18 protein-coding genes are annotated in these 16,068 nt (G+C 66.8%); 9 read left to right on the forward strand and 9 right to left on the reverse strand.

The window, feature by feature from the left end:
• Positions 1-151: 151 nt before the first annotated feature.
• Positions 152-283, forward strand: a complete 132-nt coding sequence (locus tag ACFWVD_RS00005) for a hypothetical protein (protein WP_379239664.1) — start codon at positions 152-154, stop codon at positions 281-283.
• Positions 284-368: 85 nt separating this feature from the next.
• On the opposite strand, the gene ACFWVD_RS00010 is transcribed toward ACFWVD_RS00005, so the two are convergent.
• From ACFWVD_RS00010 to ACFWVD_RS00020, 3 genes are all read right to left on the reverse strand, one after another.
• Positions 369-1,073 carry a type II toxin-antitoxin system RelE/ParE family toxin gene (locus ACFWVD_RS00010; protein WP_379239665.1) on the reverse strand — a complete coding sequence of 235 codons (705 nt, stop codon included), beginning with the start codon at positions 1,071-1,073 and terminating at the stop codon, positions 369-371.
• A gap of 97 nt (positions 1,074-1,170) precedes the next feature.
• Positions 1,171-2,418 (reverse strand): hypothetical protein, encoded by a 1,248-nt coding sequence (locus ACFWVD_RS00015; RefSeq protein ID WP_379239666.1) that lies wholly within the window; start codon positions 2,416-2,418, stop codon positions 1,171-1,173.
• A gap of 142 nt (positions 2,419-2,560) precedes the next feature.
• A complete protein-coding gene (locus tag ACFWVD_RS00020) occupies positions 2,561-3,562 on the reverse strand; it encodes a DMT family transporter (protein WP_379239667.1) in 1,002 nt (333 codons plus the stop codon).
• A 38-nt stretch (positions 3,563-3,600) separates the two neighbouring features.
• On the opposite strand from ACFWVD_RS00020, the gene ACFWVD_RS00025 reads away from it, so the two are divergent.
• The gene (locus ACFWVD_RS00025; RefSeq protein WP_379239668.1) at positions 3,601-4,131 is read left to right on the forward strand and encodes a CGNR zinc finger domain-containing protein; all 531 of its coding nucleotides are present in this window, start codon (positions 3,601-3,603) and stop codon (positions 4,129-4,131) included.
• Between the two features lie 12 nt (positions 4,132-4,143).
• Here the strand turns inward: ACFWVD_RS00025 and ACFWVD_RS00030 are convergent, their stop codons facing one another.
• Both ACFWVD_RS00030 and ACFWVD_RS00035 read right to left on the reverse strand, forming a co-directional pair.
• Positions 4,144-4,698 carry a hypothetical protein gene (locus ACFWVD_RS00030; RefSeq protein ID WP_379239669.1) on the reverse strand — a complete coding sequence of 185 codons (555 nt, stop codon included), beginning with the start codon at positions 4,696-4,698 and terminating at the stop codon, positions 4,144-4,146.
• 96 nt (positions 4,699-4,794) lie between these two features.
• On the reverse strand, positions 4,795-6,051 hold the full coding sequence (locus ACFWVD_RS00035) for an FAD-dependent oxidoreductase (RefSeq protein ID WP_379239670.1): 1,257 nt from the start codon (positions 6,049-6,051) through the stop codon (positions 4,795-4,797).
• 125 nt (positions 6,052-6,176) lie between these two features.
• Here ACFWVD_RS00035 and ACFWVD_RS00040 point away from each other — a divergent pair, with 125 nt between their 5' ends.
• Both ACFWVD_RS00040 and ACFWVD_RS00045 read left to right on the forward strand, forming a co-directional pair.
• On the forward strand, positions 6,177-6,509 hold the full coding sequence (locus tag ACFWVD_RS00040; protein WP_379239671.1) for an ArsR/SmtB family transcription factor: 333 nt from the start codon (positions 6,177-6,179) through the stop codon (positions 6,507-6,509).
• The gene (locus tag ACFWVD_RS00045; RefSeq protein WP_379239672.1) at positions 6,506-6,985 is read left to right on the forward strand and encodes an SRPBCC family protein; all 480 of its coding nucleotides are present in this window, start codon (positions 6,506-6,508) and stop codon (positions 6,983-6,985) included. Before ACFWVD_RS00040 ends, ACFWVD_RS00045 begins: the two co-directional genes overlap by 4 nt.
• Before the next feature lie 25 nt (positions 6,986-7,010).
• Here ACFWVD_RS00045 and ACFWVD_RS00050 read toward each other — a convergent pair whose 3' ends face one another.
• Together ACFWVD_RS00050 and ACFWVD_RS00055 are read right to left on the reverse strand one after the other, a co-directional pair.
• Complete coding sequence (locus tag ACFWVD_RS00050) at positions 7,011-7,469, reverse strand: MerR family transcriptional regulator (RefSeq protein WP_379239673.1); 459 nt, start codon at positions 7,467-7,469, stop codon at positions 7,011-7,013.
• A gap of 90 nt (positions 7,470-7,559) precedes the next feature.
• Positions 7,560-7,928, reverse strand: coding sequence for a VOC family protein (locus tag ACFWVD_RS00055; RefSeq protein WP_379239675.1), 369 nt, complete (start codon positions 7,926-7,928; stop codon positions 7,560-7,562).
• A gap of 48 nt (positions 7,929-7,976) precedes the next feature.
• Here ACFWVD_RS00055 and ACFWVD_RS00060 point away from each other — a divergent pair, with 48 nt between their 5' ends.
• Positions 7,977-8,180, forward strand: coding sequence for a hypothetical protein (locus tag ACFWVD_RS00060; protein ID WP_379239676.1), 204 nt, complete (start codon positions 7,977-7,979; stop codon positions 8,178-8,180).
• A 19-nt stretch (positions 8,181-8,199) separates the two neighbouring features.
• Here the strand turns inward: ACFWVD_RS00060 and ACFWVD_RS00065 are convergent, their stop codons facing one another.
• The gene (locus ACFWVD_RS00065) at positions 8,200-8,691 is read right to left on the reverse strand and encodes a SixA phosphatase family protein (protein WP_379239677.1); all 492 of its coding nucleotides are present in this window, start codon (positions 8,689-8,691) and stop codon (positions 8,200-8,202) included.
• 155 nt (positions 8,692-8,846) lie between these two features.
• Between ACFWVD_RS00065 and ACFWVD_RS00070 the strand changes: the two genes are divergently transcribed.
• A complete protein-coding gene (locus ACFWVD_RS00070) occupies positions 8,847-10,514 on the forward strand; it encodes an FAD-dependent oxidoreductase (protein ID WP_379239678.1) in 1,668 nt (555 codons plus the stop codon).
• Between the two features lie 157 nt (positions 10,515-10,671).
• Here ACFWVD_RS00070 and ACFWVD_RS00075 read toward each other — a convergent pair whose 3' ends face one another.
• The gene (locus ACFWVD_RS00075) at positions 10,672-11,445 is read right to left on the reverse strand and encodes an acyl-[acyl-carrier-protein] thioesterase (protein ID WP_379239679.1); all 774 of its coding nucleotides are present in this window, start codon (positions 11,443-11,445) and stop codon (positions 10,672-10,674) included.
• 188 nt (positions 11,446-11,633) lie between these two features.
• On the opposite strand from ACFWVD_RS00075, the gene ACFWVD_RS00080 reads away from it, so the two are divergent.
• The 3 genes from ACFWVD_RS00080 to ACFWVD_RS00090 all read left to right on the forward strand — a co-directional run bounded on the left by ACFWVD_RS00080 (position 11,634) and on the right by ACFWVD_RS00090 (position 16,064).
• Positions 11,634-13,799, forward strand: a complete 2,166-nt coding sequence (locus ACFWVD_RS00080) for a protein kinase (protein ID WP_379239680.1) — start codon at positions 11,634-11,636, stop codon at positions 13,797-13,799.
• Between the two features lie 54 nt (positions 13,800-13,853).
• Positions 13,854-14,828 (forward strand): NADPH:quinone oxidoreductase family protein, encoded by a 975-nt coding sequence (locus ACFWVD_RS00085; protein WP_379239681.1) that lies wholly within the window; start codon positions 13,854-13,856, stop codon positions 14,826-14,828.
• A 123-nt stretch (positions 14,829-14,951) separates the two neighbouring features.
• Positions 14,952-16,064: a winged helix DNA-binding domain-containing protein gene (locus tag ACFWVD_RS00090; protein WP_379239682.1), complete on the forward strand. Its 1,113-nt coding sequence runs from the start codon at positions 14,952-14,954 to the stop codon at positions 16,062-16,064.
• Positions 16,065-16,068: the final 4 nt, after the last annotated feature.

The following is a 16,068-nucleotide window of genomic DNA, read 5'->3' on the forward strand; positions in this document are numbered from 1 at the left end:
CGCAAAACGCTCGACTGGGATACCCCAGCCGAGCGTCTGCGTGATCTACTCACCGTCTAACACCAGCGGTGTTGCGACGACCCCTAGAAATCGCCTTCGAGGAGCGGGGCGTTCGTCGTTCCGGGACAGTGCAATTCGATAGTGTTGGCCGATGCGGGTGCACGACGACGACTGCCCAGATCCGCAGGGCAGCATGCCGAACCGGTTGTCGACCATGCCGTTCTTCGACGGTCCGGAAGATCTCAGCGAGCGTATGGACGACGACCTGTTCGATGCGCAGTGACGCTCATCGCTAACCCGTAGGCAGCCAACAGATGTTCGGCCTCGCTCGTTCGAAAGCAGGGCCGTTTTCGTGGTGCTAGCAGCGTTCAGGCGACCTTGACTGTGTGTGGCCCGACGCTGACGCTGATATCGACTCGTCCACCGAGGGCACGAGCGTAAGCGCGCAGAGTGTCGAGTTCCATGGCCGCCAAATCGCCGTTCTCGATCTGGGAGATCCGCGCCTGACTGACCCCGAGAGCAGACGCGAGTTCGGCCTGTGTCTTTCCGACTGTCTGTCGGAGTTCCTTGAGGTGGTGTCCGGCGATGCGGCCCGCTAGCTGTTCTGCCGCGGCTGCCTTGACCTTCGGGTCAGCCAGTTCCGGATGCAACCGGTGGGCTTCTTCCTTCACCTCACGCCAGCTTCGTGCCCCAGTCATCGGATCTCCCTTCTCGCCATCGGCGCGATAGTCGGCGTAGCGCTGTTCTGCCAGCGGAATCGCGTCGTTGTACCACTTGGACCAGCGCCCCGTTTTGTCGCCGCTGACCAGAACGACCGCGTGTCGATTGGGATCGAACACGAACAGCATTCGGATCTCCGACCGACCACTCGAACCGGGACGTAACTCCTTCAGATTCTTCAACCGACTGTGCTCGAGGGTATCGACCAAAGGTCGGCCCAGTGCTGGGCCTACGGCAGCGAGTTGGTCCAGCGCTTGCTCGATCAAGGCTGCCGAGGCCGGATCGGACCCGCACAGCTTCATGAACCAGTGATCGACTGGCTCTAATAGCACGATCTCCCATTCCATCATCATAATATAAGTTAGAGCTTATGCCGGAGATGTGGTCGAGTCTGATTTGTACCGCTACCCAGTAGGGCTGGCGCAAAGTTCGATCGGTATCCGGGTCGAATCAGCGCTGTCGCCAGGGGCCGGGGTGTGGGAAGTACAGGGTGTTCGTGGTTGATGTCGTGCCCCATCGGCGTTCGGCCGCGTCCAACGCGGCGGTGTACGCAGCGGGAGGGTTGACGCCGTGGATCTCGATGAGGTGCAACTTCCAGTTGTTCAGCAGGCGCACGACGGTGGTGGCGTCGTGGTCGGCGGTCCATGTCACGCAGCTGTGCATGATGGTGTCCACTGCGGTCGAGGAGGTGGCGGGGTCGCCGGTGCTGAGCGAGTGTAGGAAGGCTTCGATCAGGCGATATAGGACGGTGTCGTAGGCGGATACCTGTCCGCTTTCGAGGGCGAGAATGCCGAGTCTGGGTGAGCCGGACTCGCTGGTCCAGAGGTGGTGGGCAGCGTTGAGTCGGCCGGACATCACGGCGCTGAGCAGCATGCCGAGGACAGCTTTGCCTGCTACGAGAGCATCGGGTCGCCCGGTGGCGATGGCCGCGTCCAAGACCGCCCGGTAGGCGTGGTCGGCGTCGGCGTAGTTGCGTTGGGCCAGGAGCGCGTCGGCGGCCGCGCCTGCTGCGGCCTGATCGGGATCGGGAAGTCGGTCCGCCGAGATGAGCTGTACGCCGGATTGTTTCGGCACGAATCGAAGTGCGGTCTCGGCGGATTCGCCACCGAAGGCCGTCAGCCACGGCCGTGCGGCCAGGAGTTGCGCTGTGAGACCGGCGTGGCCCGTGGCCTCAGCGACGAAACGGGCGATGGCGTAGCCGGTCGCACGGTGCTCGTCGTACTCGTGGTCGGCGGCGATCAGCTGTTCGACGAACTCGACGGCCAGTTCGTGGTGCCCTTCATCGACCAGAAGTCGACTTGCGGTCTGCGCGGCCGTCAGCGCCAGCTCGGCATTGCACATCTGACGGCGCAGTTCGATGGAACGGGAGAACAGTCTCGCGGCGTTGCGCGGCTTGTTCAGGCGGATGGCAGCCTCGCCGCCCATCGAGGACATGGTCGCCGCTTCGCTGGCCGGGATGTCAGCAGTGAACCGCAGCGGCCCGTCGTCGACCAAGGCGAGCGCCTGTTCGAAATCGCCGCTGCGAAAGGCCGCACGGAACCGATAGGCAACGATCCAGCCGTATTCTCGCGCGTCCGGTTGGTCGGTCAGCGCGTTGTCGAATTCGACGAGAACCGCAAGAGCGTGCGCCGGTCGTGCGCTGTCGAGCAGTCGACTCGCGGTGGTCATGGTTTGTTCGAACGTTCTCAACGGTGCCATTTCGATCTTCCCCCTCGATGGAACTGATCCCGAGCGTAGCGCTGACGGCATCGAGTTCGACTGCCGCCGTGGGAAACTCGGCGCAGTGTCGGCGATCGGTACATCCCGCCGTCGGCTTCGCGACACCAGTCGGTGGCACCGTTCACGCTATGGGTCGGGCTGGCTCGGTAGCGTTGCCGAATGCATCGGTCGGGGCCTGAGGGTCGCCGAGCGGTACGGGGGTGGGTTCGCCGAGGCGGACGGTGATTACTCCGATGAGGATCAGGGCGCCGCCGAGTAGTTGGATGGGGCGGGGGGCTTCGCCTAGGAGGATCCAGGCGAAGATCAGGGCGGCTAGGACTTCGGTGAGGGCTACGAAGGAGGCCAGGCGGGAGCCTAGGTGGCGGGTGGCGGCGATGCCGGTGACGTAGGCGATGGCGGCGGTGACTATGCCGATGAGCAGGATCGGGATCCACCAGGGGGTGGTGAAGTCGGCGAAGACGGCGGGGTTTGTGGTGGCGTGTAGGGGGACGATGCCGAGGGTGCCGGCGAGGAGCAGGGTCGTGCCGCCGATCAGGAGGCCGCCTGCGGCCAGGACGGTGCCGGGGAGTTCGCCCCCCTCGGCGGACAGCAGGAAGTAGGTGGCGGCGCCGACCATCGAACCCAGTGCCCACGCGATCCCGATCGGATCGAGCGACACCCCGGACAGCACGTCCAGGACCAGGATCAGGCCGGTGATACCGAGGGCGGCGCCCGCGATGGTGGCGGCGCCCGGCCGCTGACGATGCCGCGCCCACAGCCAGCCGACGATGGCGATCGGGGCGGCGAACTCGATCAGCAACGCGGTGCCGACCTCCATGCGCGCGACCGCGTTGAAGTAGGCGAGTTGGGTGCCCGCCACGGCGATCAAACCGTAAACCGCGATCAGCCTGGCGTTGGCACGCACCAGCGGCCAGTTGCCTTTCAGCTGGTGAATTGCCAAGGGCAGCAGGACAACTCCGGCGAGTAGCACGCGTGCCGCGACGACCGCGGCCGCACTCCACCCCGCGTCCATGAGTCCGCGCGCGAGCGGCCCCGACATGCCGAACGAGGTCGCCGAGGCGAGGGCGAACAGCAACCCGGTTCGGATCCGTCTCGCCGCGCGGTCATGAGTCAAAGTGTCCATGACTAATGACGGTAAGCGCGATGAGGTAATGTGTCAACATGGTTTTTGCTCATGACACCGAAGCGGCCCTGCTGGCGGCGGTAGAACTGGTCAATTCCGCCGAAGATCCGGACACCTTGACCGAAACGACCCAGCTCGAAGAGTTCTTCCACCGGCACGACTACACGGGCGTGCACACCGGCGATCCCGCCGAACTGGCCGCCGTCCGCGCCCTACGCGGGCCACTGCGCAGCATGCTCACCAGCGACCGAGCCACTGCGGTCACCTTGGTGAACGAGACGCTGGCCGAACATCGCGCTCTCCCGCAACTGGTCCGCCACGGCGACGTCGACTACCACGTGCACGCAGTCCCGAACCAGGCTCCACTGCCGGTCCGCATCGCCGTCGAAACCGCCATGGCCATGATCGACGTGATCCGCGCCGACGACCTCAGCCGCCTGTCGGTCTGCGCCGACGCGGACTGCCAGGGTCTGGTACTGGACCTGTCCCGCAACCGATCCCGCCGCTACTGCAGCACCGCCTGCGGCAACCGCAACGCCGTCGCTGCCTATCGCGCGCGGCAACGCTGAAGACCGTTTCCCCTAGCCCAGCACACGCACCTTCGGACACTTCTTCCCCGCCAGATGACACTTGTCCTCGAACCCCGAGGGCAACCACGCCCCGGACTTCAACAGCGGATGATGCGGAAAATGCCGCAGCGCCCCGGTGACGAAAAGCAGTGCCGCCCACGGCGTATGGACCTGTATCTGCTGCCACTTGCCGTCCCGGTCGGGAAACCGACACCCGATCCGGTCCGGCGCGGTGAGGTCGATCGACTCGAGCGCCGACCAGTGCAGCGAGAACGACCGCTCGGGATTGGTCAGATGTAATCGCCGATCCGAGATCATCACCGACCCGGCCCGCTCGAGCACCCACCGAGTGGCACGCCACGTGTACCAGTTGACGGGCCCGTCGGCCAGACACACCTCACCGGGCTGCATCCGCACCCGCGTCGCCGCAGCCGGAATCAACGCGACCTCCCCACGCGCGAGCAGATCCGCCACCCCGCACGTATACAGCAGGTAGTCGTCGAACCACGTCCACCCGGCCTGTTCGGCCAACGCGCGTTCGATGTCGGCCAGCGGGTCGAACACCATCTCCATCACCACCCACCCGTGCGGATTCCTCTGCTGTTCACGGTAGCGGAAAGGGGTGACAACCAGCGGTGCTGTAGGCGGGGTCGCCCCACCGGTTCAGGCCGTCGTGCCCGTCGATGCGGCGCCGGATCGCGGCCGACGCGCGAACTCCGGCGCGCGCTCCGGGCGCAGTCCGATGCCGCCGAGATAGGCGGTGAGACCGGCGAGCGCGGGCACGGAGTCCACCAGGCGCAACGGCAGGGGAGCGGTGTGCAGGGTTCCGCGCAGCGCGGGCGCGATGAGCATGTCGTGCTCGCCGCGCTGGGATCGCTGGGTGAAACTCGCGGGCAGCCGCCGCCTGCGCTGCACCTTGTCCAGGTCGGCGGTCTGCACGGTGCCGTCGAGCAGTGGCTGCGCCAGGATGCGCGCGGCCGCCACAGCGTCCTGGACGGCGAGGTTCACGCCGACGCCGCCGACCGGTGACATCGTGTGCGCGGCATCGCCGATGCACAGCAGTCCGGGCACGTACCACCGTTCGAGCATGCCGACGGTGACCTCGAGCAGCACGACGTCGTCCCAGGTCTGGATGGCTGCCGTCGACTCGGCGGGCCAGCCGAACAGTTCGGTGATGCGATCGCGCAGCCACGCCACGTCGTGTGCGTCGCGAAGCTGTGCGTCGCAGCCCTTTTCGATGATGTAGCCGGTTTGGTAGTAGTCGCCGCGGTCGATGGCGACGGCGGAATTGCCGTTGGTGAAGCGGGCTTGCACGGCCCCGCCGTCGGTGTCGTCGACGGCTTTCGGGATGCGGAAGAACCACATGTCCATCGGCACGTCCTCCATCCGCTGCCGCAGCCCCGCTGCCTCGCGCACTACGGAATCGCGTCCGTCGCAGGCGATCACGAGGTCGGCGTGCAGGGTCTGTTCGTTGCCGTCGGCGTCGAGGTAGCGCACGCCCGCCACGCGGTTCGCCTCGTCGATCAGTCCGGTCACGGTCGAGCGCATCCGCAATGTGAAGGTCGGCTCTTCGGCTGCGGACCTGGTCAGCAGGTCGAGGAAGTCCCATTGCGGCACCATGGCGATGTGCCGGTACCGGCCGGGAATGCGCGTGAGGTCGGCGGCCACGACCATGCGGTCGCCCGCGTACATCCGCATCCGGGTCAGCTCCGAGCGTGGCAACTCGGCGAATGCGGCGCCCAGGCCCAGTTCGTCGATCAGTCGAATGGTGGACGGGTGCACCGTGTCGCCGCGGAAATCTCGGAGGAAGTCGGAATGTTTTTCCAGCACAGTGACTTCGACGCCGGCTCTGGCCAACAGTAGGCCGGTCATCGTGCCCGCGGGGCCACCGCCGACGATGCAGCACGTGGTCTTGTCCATGAGTTTCCCCCTCGATCGGTCCCACCAACACGTCTACGACAAAGCGTAGTAGTAGCGATCGAAGAATGTCCACGGTTTCGCCGAAGGGGTTGACCGACAAGCATCCTCGCGCAATACTGAACTAGATGGTTCAGTATGACTTCCTAGACGCCTCGTTCGGGGCGCTCGCGGACCCCACACGGCGAGGCATCCTCGAGCAGCTCGGGCGTGGGCCCGCCAGTGTCAGTGAGTTGGCGCAACGGTTCGAGATGACGTTGACCGGCATCTCCAAGCACATCGGGCTGCTCGAGGACGCGGGCATGGTGGTCACCGAGAAGCGTGGGCGGGTTCGGTATTGCCGAATCGGCGAGCATGTCTTCGATCGTGAGGTGGCCTGGATGCAGGGTTACCGGCAGATGCTGGAAGCCCGGATGGACCGTCTCGGCGAATTCCTGCAACGAACGGAGCCAGAACAATGAGCACCACGATCAAGGACGCGGTCGTCACCTCCACTTCGGACCGCGAAGTCCACATCGAACGCGATTTCGACGCACCGCTGGACCGGGTGTGGGACGCCTACAGCCGCATCGAGCAACTGTCACGCTGGTGGGGTCGCGGCCATGTGCTCGACGTCGAACGCTGGGAGTTCCGCAAGGGCGGGCACTGGCGTTTCGTCGAACGCGAAGGCGACGAAGCCTACGGTTTCGAAGGCCGCTTCCGCGAAATCACCCCGAAGGAACGCATCGTGCAGTCCTTCGAATGGGACGGTATGCCCGCCCACATCAGCATCGACACCACCACCTTCACCGACCTGGGCAACGGCCGCACCCGCGTCACCACCGACGGCATCTTCCACACGGCCGAGGAATGCGCGGGGATGCTCGCCTCCGGCATGGAAGGTGGCCTCAACGAGAGCTACCGCGCGCTGGACGCCCTGCTGGCCGAAAACCGCTGAGCGTGACCATCAGTGGCGGCGGTGCTCATGTGGCGCCCCCATCGCTGGGAGGCGCGGTGATCGTGGTCGGGCGCGACAGGTCGGATCGCCCCTCGTAGATGGCGATCTTGTAGTCGAGCACGGCCACGGTCTGCTGTAGTTCCGCGATCTTGTCGAGCACGTCGGATCTGGTCTGCCGAAACATGGTCAGCCGGTCCGGGTAGGTCTGTTCACCTGCCCGGACCAGTTCGGCGTAGCGGATCATGTCGGCTACCGGCATACCGGTCAGGCGTAATCGCCCGATCAGTGCCAGCCATTCCAGGTCGCGGTCGCTGAACCGGCGGTTGCCGGTGTGGTCGCGGCCGATGTAGCTCATCAGCCCGATCCGTTCGTACCAGCGCAGGGTGTCGCGGCTGAGGCCCGTCCGGTCGGCCACCTGGCCGATCGAATACTTCGGGCGCTCGTATTCATTGCCGTCGGTCCGCGCGACCGCGTCCTGATCCATCGTGACTCGTCCCTTCCCGTGGAACTTCCTCAGACGCTATCGACCTGGAGTGCACTCCAAGCAAGCCTCGATTCCACAGGTGCGGCGAAGTCAGCTGTAGTCGGGCAGCTCCTGGACGGCCCATTTGTTGCCGTCGGGGTCGGCGAAGAAGGTGAACAGGCCCCAGCCCATGTCTTGGACGGGGGTTGCTTCGACGCCGGCCGCGGTGAGTTGTTCGTAGGCTTTTTGGGCGCTGGGCACGACCATCTGCATGCCTTCGACGCTGCCGGGGGCGGCGGTGGTGAGGCCGGTGCCGATGCAGATCGAACAGCCCGAGCCCGGTGGGGTGAGCTGTACGAAGCGGATGTCCGGGCTCGGGGTGTGGTCGTGATCGGCGTTGAAGCCGATACTGACGTAGAAGTCTTTGGCCCGGTCGACGTCGGTGACCGGGATGGCAACGAGTTCGATTTTCCAATCCATGCGAGCAAGCATGACACCGGGGACCGACAGAAACGTAGTGTGGATCACATGGCTGGTAAGGACATCGACCGCGTCAGGGCCCGCTCGGCTTGGGAAACGGTCAAGGAGAGCCCGGTGATCACCGCGATCGCGGTGGCACCGGCGGTACTCGTGCTCGGGGTGGTCTGGTGGTTGACGAACGGTTTCGTCGCCTTCGTGCTGCTGGCGTTACTGGGCGTCGGCATCGTCGTCGGGGGCAAGTTACTGAAGTAGGCCCATCGCTGAGGTGGGTTCAGCGTGGCACGTGAAAGGACGTGAGTTCGCCTGTGCCTGTGCCGATCTGCGCCCACGGCAGGTCGAATTCGAGCACCGCCAGCGCCGAGGTGGGGAACTTGCGGCTCAGTTCGGTGGCCTGATCGGATTCGCGGTTGCCCGCCAGTTCCCATGCGGTCCAGGGGATTCCGGGCACGTGACCCACCAGCAGCAGGGTCGAGATGGAGTCGTCGGTGAGGCCGATCAGTTCCATGAGCGTGTGCGGGTTCGCGTCGTAGATGTCGTCGGTGTATTCGACCGGCGCGGTGATGCCGGTGGCCGCCAGGGTCTGCCTGGTGCGTTCGGCGGTGGAGCAGCGCACAGCGTCGATCGGGGGTTGGGTGGCGCGTAGCCAGTCGCCTGCCAGCGCCGCCTCGCGTTCGCCGCGTGGTGCCAGCGGGCGCGCGTGGTCGGCCACATTGTCGGGGTAGGCCGATTTTCCGTGCCGCATCAAGATCAGTGTCGACGCCATGGGACCACCGTAATGCCGGGCAGCGGTGAGGCCGCGGTCACACTCGAGGCACACTGAAAGCTGCGTCACCGTCGATGTGTTCGTGGCCGAGCAAGCCGCGGGCCGCGTCGAGGGCGTCTCGAGCTCCCGACCACACATATCGAGGATCTGCACCTATGGCCTACGTCATCACGCAGCGTTGTTGCAACGACGCCAGCTGCGTCACCGAATGCCCGGTCGATTGCATCCGCCCGACTCCGGACCAACCGGAGTTCGCCACGGCGGAGATGCTCTACATCGACCCCGACACCTGCATCGATTGCGGTGCCTGCGTCGACGCGTGCCCGGTGGACGCGATCTTCTCCGAGGATGACCTGCTCGCCTCGCTGTCTCGGTATCGCGAGATCAACGCCGCCTACTTCCAGCGTCACCCGCTCGAGTCGAACTTCGACCCGCTGACCACGCCGACGCGCCCGCCCAAGAGCCTGGGCACCTTGCGCGTGGCGATCGTCGGCGCGGGCCCCGCGGCTTGCTATGCCGCCGACGAACTGCTTCGGCGCAGCGATGTCGAGATCGAGATGTTCGACCGGCTGCCGACGCCGTGGGGTCTGGTCCGCGCGGGCGTGGCGCCCGATCACGCGGGCACCAAGGGTGTGGCGGAGATGTTCGAGTCGGCGTTCCGGCGCGACACGCTGCAGTACTACCTCAATGTCGAGGTCGGTGAACACATCGACCACGCCGAGCTCCTGGACCACCATCACGCGGTGATCTACGCCGTCGGCGCCTCGAGCGACCGCTCGCTCGACATTCCCGGCGAGGACCTGCCCGGCAGTCATTCGGCCACGGAGTTCGTGGCCTGGTACAACGGCCATCCCGACTTCGCCGATCGCGAGTTCGATCTGTCCGGCGAGCGCGCGGTGATCGTGGGCAACGGCAATGTCGCCCTCGATGTGGCCCGCGTGCTCACCGCCGACGCCGACGAACTCGCCAAGACCGATATCGCCGATCACGCTCTGGACGCACTGCGCCGCAGCAACATTCGCGAAGTGGTGATCCTCGGCCGCCGCGGCCCCCTGCAGGCCGCCTACAGCTCGCCGGAGTTCCTGGCCCTGACCCATCGCAAGGGCATCGACGTGATCGTCGACCCCGCCGAGATCGAACTCGACCCGCACAGTCGCGCGATCCTCGACGACCCGAACATCGAACCCTCGCTGCGCTTGAAGTACGAACTGGCGCAAGAGTATTCGACCGCGGAATCGGACCCGGCGAACAAGCGGATCGTGTTCCGCTACCTCGCCACCCCGACGGCGGTGCACGGCACCGACGCGGTCACCGGGATCGAATTCGTCCACAACGAATTGTCTTCCGACAACGGTCAATTGGTGGCCACCCCCACCGACCGCACCGAAACCCTCGACACCGGACTGGTCCTGCGCTCGATCGGCTACCGCGGCGAACCCGTCGCGGGCCTGCCCTTCGACGACCGTCGCGGCACCGTCCCCAGCGAACACGGCCGAGTCATCGACGCAGCCGAACCCCTTGCGGGCGTCTATGTTTCGGGCTGGATCAAACGCGGCCCACGCGGAGTCATCGGCTCCAACCGCGCCGACGCCGAGGAAACCGTGGAAGCCCTGATCGCCGACTTCATTGCGGGCAAACTCACCGCCCCGACCGGCGACCGCGCCGCCCTGCGCGCCCTGCTGGCCCAACGCCAACCCGACCTGGTCGACCGCAAAGCCTGGAAAACCATCGACCAGGCCGAAAAAGCCGCAGGCAAGGCAGCGGGCCGCCCCCGCGTCAAGTTCACCACCCGCGCCGACCTGCTGAAGGCCGCAAAGGGCTAGCCGTCACCCCGGCAGGGCCCCAAATCCCTGCCGGGCGCCGGATCTTGTTCTCGGCGCGCCTCCGCCGATGGACTGACCGAAGGGTGCGACGAAGGAGTGCCCGTAGGGAGGGAAGAGGTGGAGTTCAGCGCCGAGAACCGCGGCACCAGCCGCAAATCTACACAGGCAGCGGCATGATTTTGACGACTGTTGTCGTGACCCCACCGACCACGAACCACAGTCGCAGCACCATCTGCCCGGTCCGGTCGCCCGGTTCGTACCGTGCGCGCACAGTGATGTGTTCGCGTGCCAGCACCGGCGCCACGTACTCGATCACCGCCCGATGCGGCCCCGCGACCAGCTTCGGGTAGTCGACCAGGAACTGTTCCACGGCCTGCCAGTAGCAGGCGTTGTTCACGTGGTTGAACTGGTCGATGTCGGTGGCGCGGACCGGGAACGGCAGGTCCTTCTCGGATTCGCGGGGTGCCGGATCGGTGAGGTAGGGGCGCCAGCGCAGGCGGTGTTCGTCGGTGGAGCGGGCGAGGTAGGCCAGGCCGTCGTCGCTGATCCGGGAGGGCAGGTTGCTGGATTCGCTGAGGTTGATCCAGAATCCCTCGGTTTCGATCAGGCCGCCGTCCTGGCTGGTGATCCGCGTGCGCATGTTCGTCCAGCGCGTCGACATCGACGAACACCAGCGTTCGAGGTGGACGTGGTCGGGCCAGGTGATCGGGCGGATCACGTCGATGACGGTGCGCCGCACGATCCAGGTGGGATCGGTCAGGTGCAGCGCCGTCTGCGTCAGTTCTTCCCAGGCGATATCGGACAGATAGCGCGATACCGCGTCCAGGCGCAGTCGCTGATAGGGATCCACGTCGCCGACCCGGACGGGCCACGCCGTGGCGAAACCCGTGCCCTCCGTGGGTAGCGGGGCCAATGGCTGATCGAGTGACACGTGTGCTCCTTGCGCGGCCCACCAGGTGCGCCGCGACTTCTTGCGTAGTTCTGCCCACGACTTTACGGGTCGCAGATCACACCTTCTCGGCGAGTCGGGACTACCGGTACCGGGTGTCGGTCACGAAGGGGTACCCGTGGCGGTTGGCTTACATGACAGACCTGTCCGTACCCGGGTAGCCTGCAGTAATGGCCGGCGGAGCGATGGCGGGCTCGATGTTCGGGCGCTATGAAATTCGCAGACTTCTCGGAGTCGGCGGTATGGGGGAGGTCTACGAGGCGTACGACACCTCCAAGAATCGGGTAGTCGCCCTCAAGATGCTCAACCGCGAACTGGCCGTTGACCCCACTTTCGTGCAGCGCTTCCGCCGCGAATCACAGGCCATGGCCAGCGTGCAGGAACCGCACGTCATCCCGGTGCACGACTGGGGCGAGGTCGACGGTGTTCTTTATATCGACATGCGCCTGGTCAAAGGCGTGGACCTCAAGGAACGGCTGCTGCAGTACGGCAGGCTCACCCCCGTCGAGGCGGTGCAGGTGGTGGAGCAGATCGCGTTCGCGCTGGACGCCGCGCACGAGGTCGGCCTGATCCACCGCGACGTGAAACCCGGCAACATCCTGCTCACCGGCAACCTGTTCGCCTACCTGGTCGACTTCGGCATCGCCCACACCGCCACCGACCCGCAGCTCACCAGCGCGGGCAGCGCCGTGGGTTCGATGGCCTACATGGCGCCGGAACGATTCGACAGCGTGCCGATGTCGCCGTCCATGGACACCTACGCGCTGACCTGTGTGCTGTACGAATGCCTGGTCGGCCGGGTGCCGTTCCCGGTGAACAGCCTCGCGGGCGCGATCGGCTCGCACCAGATGGCGCCCCCGCCCCGCCCCAGCGCCGCGGACCCGAGCCTGACCACCTTCGACGCGGTCATCGAACGAGGCATGGCCAAACGTCCCGCCGACCGCTACGCGTCCCCCGTCGACCTGGCCCGGGCGGCCCGTGCGGCGGTCCTGCAGGCCGAACGTTCCACTCCGCCAACGGTATCGGGCCCGCGACTGTCGATCACCGGCGCGCACCCCTCACCGTCCCGAACAGATGACCCGAATTCCCCGCCGACGACCCGGGGCTCCGCAGTCGTACCCGCCGACCCGAACTCCCCGCCCACAACTCGCGGTTCGGCAGTCGTACCCGCTGACCCGGACTCCCCACCGGAAACTCGCGGTTCGGAAGCTGTGTCGGCCGACCCGAGCTCCCCACCGGCTCGCGGTTCCGCCGACCTGAGCTCCCAATCGGCTCGTGGTTCGGCAGCCGCGTCCGCCGACCTGAACTCCCCACGTCCGGCCGACCCGAGTTCTCCGGCGCCGAGGAGTTCGGTCGGGCCGAGCTTTCCCGCGCCGAGGCGAGGCGCTGCGGCGTCCTCCGACCTGAAGAACCCACTGACATCGCGCGCTTCATCCCCCGACGCGAACGCCAGGCCCGGCCAGCACTCCTCCGACCCGCTCGCGAAGCCCCTGGCCTGGAGCGCATCCGCGGACCCTCTGCTGTCCGCCGGACTGGACCACCACGGCGCCAGACCGGCCAGCCCGATACGCCGGGACCCCGACGGCCCCCACTCGACCCGCCGGGTCACCGGCCCCGAGTCGACCCGTCGAGTAACCGGCCCCGACGCGGACCCCGCCCCCTCGTCGACCGCGCACCGGGCGACCACCCCCGATCCCGCCCGCTTCCAAGCCACCCAGCGCGGCCTCCCGACCCGCTCCGGCTACACCCACCCGTCCGCTCCGTTACCCCTTCCCTCGCAACGCAATTCGTCGACCCCGATCCTGGCCGGTGCGCTGGGCGCGCTGATCGTGCTCGCCGCGATCGGTGCGGCGGTCTGGATCATGTTGAGCATCAACGACAATCAGCAAAGGCTCGCCGAGCCCCCCGCGTCGACCTCCGACGGCGCACTGCCGCCGATGGACGTGGTGACCGTGAGCCAGACCGTCCCCGACGGCCCCACCAAAACCACTGTCCCCCCGCTGCAATCGCGCGTGTCCGGCGCCGATGGCCAGGGTTTCCTCAGCTCGGCCCCCCGCTGCAACGACAACGATGCCGCGATGACCATCGCCCGCACCACCCACTCGCGAGTGGTCATCTGCCACACCGGCGATCAGCGCTACTACTACAAGGGCGTGCGCCTCAGCGACGGCAGCCACATCGAAATCGACGATCCGGTGCCCAACGGCGACGGCGCGTTCATCGCGACCAACTACAAAGACGGCACCCAGTACCTGCTCAGCGCCTACGGGCTCACCATCGCGGTCCCGGGCAATGAGCCGATCACCGAGTCAGTGACCGAGTTCGCCCATCGCTGACCCCGTCGCCGGGTTATGTTCGCGACAGCAATGTCTGTGAGAGAGGTGTCGGAAATGCGCGCAGCCCAGGTCAGCAAGTTGGACGGACCGTCGGCGATCGAGATAGTCGATCTGCCCGAACCGGTGGCCTACCCGGGCGGAGTGCTGATCGACGTGCACGCCGCGGGCATCGCCTTCCCCGACGTGCTGATGACGCGCGGCCTCTACCAGATGAAGCCGGGCCTGCCGTTCGTCGTCGGCGGCGAGGTGGCCGGTGTCGTGCGCGAGGCCCCGGAGGGTTCGTCGCTGCGCCCCGGCGACCGGGTGGCCGCGCTGACCATGCTGGGCAACGGCGTCGCCGAGGTCGCGGTCTCACCCGAGCACGCGGTGTTCCGCCTGCCCGACAACATCTCCCTCGAAGCGGGCGCGGGCGTGCTGTTCAACGACCTCACCGTCCACTTCTGCCTGACCAAGCGCGGCCGACTGGCCGAGGGTGAGACGGTGCTGGTGCACGGCGCGGCAGGCGGTGTCGGCACCTCGACCCTGCGCATGGCCAAGGCGCTGGGCGCGGGCCGGGTGATCGCGGTGGTCAGCACCGACGCGAAAGCCCAGGTGGCCAAGGCAAACGGCGCCACCGATGTGGTGCTGACCGACGGCTGGCTCGCCGCGGTGAAGGACCTGACCGACGGTCGCGGCGTCGACATCGTCCTGGACCCCGTGGGCGGCGACCGCTTCACCGACAGCATCCGTTCGCTGGCAGGCGGCGGCCGACTGCTGGTGGTCGGCTTCACGGCGGGGGACATCCCGACGGTGAAGGTGAACCGCCTGCTGCTCAAGAACGTCGAGGTCGTCGGCGCGGCCTGGGGCGAATGGGTGATGAGTCACCCCACCTACCTGGCCGAACAGTGGGCCGAGATCGAACCACTGCTCGCCTCCGGCGCGATCACCGCCCCCGACCCGGTCCTGTACCCCCTCGACAGCACCGCGGAAGCCGTTGCGGCCCTGGACGAGCGGACCGCCGCGGGCAAGATCGTCGTCCAACTGCGATGAGCCCGGCGTAATCGACCAATCGGCCGCGTTTCAGTCGGAATTCGGGGTTGAACGCGGCGAAGTGGTCGATTACGCCGGTGTTCGGTCGGCGGGGTTGGCACGACAGGCAGATGGAGGAATCGAATGCAGGTGTCGAATCGGGTGTTGAACCGGACATTGCTCGCCCGCCAGCACCTCCTGGAACGCTGCACCCTGACCGCCGCCGACCTGTGCGATCACCTGGTCGGCCTGCAAGCCCAAGACGTCACGCCCCCGTTCGTCGGATTGTGGAGCCGGATCACCGATTTCGACCCGGACACGGTGTCCGCGGGTCTGGAGGACCGTTCGCTGGTGCGAATCACGTTGATGCGCGGCACAATTCACCTGGTCACCCCGCCTGACGCCCTACGCATCGCACCGCACATCCAGCCGGAACTCGAGAAAATCCCGTTCCGTGCGGGATTCAACTTCGGCGCGATGGTCGGCCTCGACCCCGACGAGGTCCGTCAGCGGGGTGAGGCGGCGCTCGGCGACGAGCCGAAGTCGGCGGCCGACCTTCGCGCCGAAGCCGCCCGCTGCTACCCCGACCGCGACGCCGGCGCCGTCCTGCAGACCTGGCTCTACCAACTTCCCGTCCTGCAGACACCGCCGCGCGGCCGGTGGCGCGACAACAGCCGGCCGGTCTGGTCGCGCGTGCAGCCGTGGCTGCGCGCACCGCTGGACCCCACCTACCCGGTGGAAGAACTGATCCTGCGCTATCTGCGCGCCTTCGGCCCGGCGAGCACGATGGACATGCAGGCCTGGTCGCGCCTGCCCGCGATGAAGAAGCCCGTCGCCGCGCTGGGCGACCGGTTGCGCACCTACACCGACGCTCGCGGCCGCACCCTCTACGACGCCGCCGACCTCGAACTCGCCGACCCCGACCTGCCCGCCCCGGTCCGGCTGCTCGGCTGGTACGACAACGCCCTGCTGGCCCACCAGGACCGCACCCGGATCACCGGCGACGACAATCCGCCCACCCTGCGCGCCTTCGCCACCAATGTCTCGCCGGTCCTGATCGACGGTTTCACGGCCGGGATGTACAAGATCTTCGTCAAATCCGGGACCGCCCGACTGCGGATCAGCCCGATACGTCAGTGGACGAAAACCGAAGCGGCGCAAGTAGAACTAGAAGCGGCGGCCCTGCTGGCCTTCCTGGAACCTGAGTCCGAACCCTCGGTCGAGATCTTGCTCCCCGGCGCGGACCTTCGCCTGTGACACA

The sequence above is a fragment of the Nocardia sp. NPDC058666 genome (genome assembly GCF_042714895.1).
Lineage (GTDB): Bacteria > Actinomycetota > Actinomycetes > Mycobacteriales > Mycobacteriaceae > Nocardia.

Excerpts from the sequence above, each read along its gene's own strand:
- ACFWVD_RS00005 (WP_379239664.1), top strand. The coding sequence starts at position 152 with ATGCGGGTGCACGACGACGACTGCCCAGATCCGCAGGGCAGCATGCCG.
- ACFWVD_RS00010 (WP_379239665.1), bottom strand. The coding sequence starts at position 1,073 with ATGATGATGGAATGGGAGATCGTGCTATTAGAGCCAGTCGATCACTGG.
- ACFWVD_RS00015 (WP_379239666.1), bottom strand. The coding sequence starts at position 2,418 with ATGGCACCGTTGAGAACGTTCGAACAAACCATGACCACCGCGAGTCGA.
- ACFWVD_RS00020 (WP_379239667.1), bottom strand. The coding sequence starts at position 3,562 with ATGGACACTTTGACTCATGACCGCGCGGCGAGACGGATCCGAACCGGG.
- ACFWVD_RS00025 (WP_379239668.1), top strand. The coding sequence starts at position 3,601 with ATGGTTTTTGCTCATGACACCGAAGCGGCCCTGCTGGCGGCGGTAGAA.
- ACFWVD_RS00030 (WP_379239669.1), bottom strand. The coding sequence starts at position 4,698 with ATGGTGTTCGACCCGCTGGCCGACATCGAACGCGCGTTGGCCGAACAG.
- ACFWVD_RS00035 (WP_379239670.1), bottom strand. The coding sequence starts at position 6,051 with ATGGACAAGACCACGTGCTGCATCGTCGGCGGTGGCCCCGCGGGCACG.
- ACFWVD_RS00040 (WP_379239671.1), top strand. The coding sequence starts at position 6,177 with ATGGTTCAGTATGACTTCCTAGACGCCTCGTTCGGGGCGCTCGCGGAC.
- ACFWVD_RS00045 (WP_379239672.1), top strand. The coding sequence starts at position 6,506 with ATGAGCACCACGATCAAGGACGCGGTCGTCACCTCCACTTCGGACCGC.
- ACFWVD_RS00050 (WP_379239673.1), bottom strand. The coding sequence starts at position 7,469 with ATGGATCAGGACGCGGTCGCGCGGACCGACGGCAATGAATACGAGCGC.
- ACFWVD_RS00055 (WP_379239675.1), bottom strand. The coding sequence starts at position 7,928 with ATGGATTGGAAAATCGAACTCGTTGCCATCCCGGTCACCGACGTCGAC.
- ACFWVD_RS00060 (WP_379239676.1), top strand. The coding sequence starts at position 7,977 with ATGGCTGGTAAGGACATCGACCGCGTCAGGGCCCGCTCGGCTTGGGAA.
- ACFWVD_RS00065 (WP_379239677.1), bottom strand. The coding sequence starts at position 8,691 with ATGGCGTCGACACTGATCTTGATGCGGCACGGAAAATCGGCCTACCCC.
- ACFWVD_RS00070 (WP_379239678.1), top strand. The coding sequence starts at position 8,847 with ATGGCCTACGTCATCACGCAGCGTTGTTGCAACGACGCCAGCTGCGTC.
- ACFWVD_RS00080 (WP_379239680.1), top strand. The coding sequence starts at position 11,634 with ATGGCCGGCGGAGCGATGGCGGGCTCGATGTTCGGGCGCTATGAAATT.
- ACFWVD_RS00085 (WP_379239681.1), top strand. The coding sequence starts at position 13,854 with ATGCGCGCAGCCCAGGTCAGCAAGTTGGACGGACCGTCGGCGATCGAG.
- ACFWVD_RS00090 (WP_379239682.1), top strand. The coding sequence starts at position 14,952 with ATGCAGGTGTCGAATCGGGTGTTGAACCGGACATTGCTCGCCCGCCAG.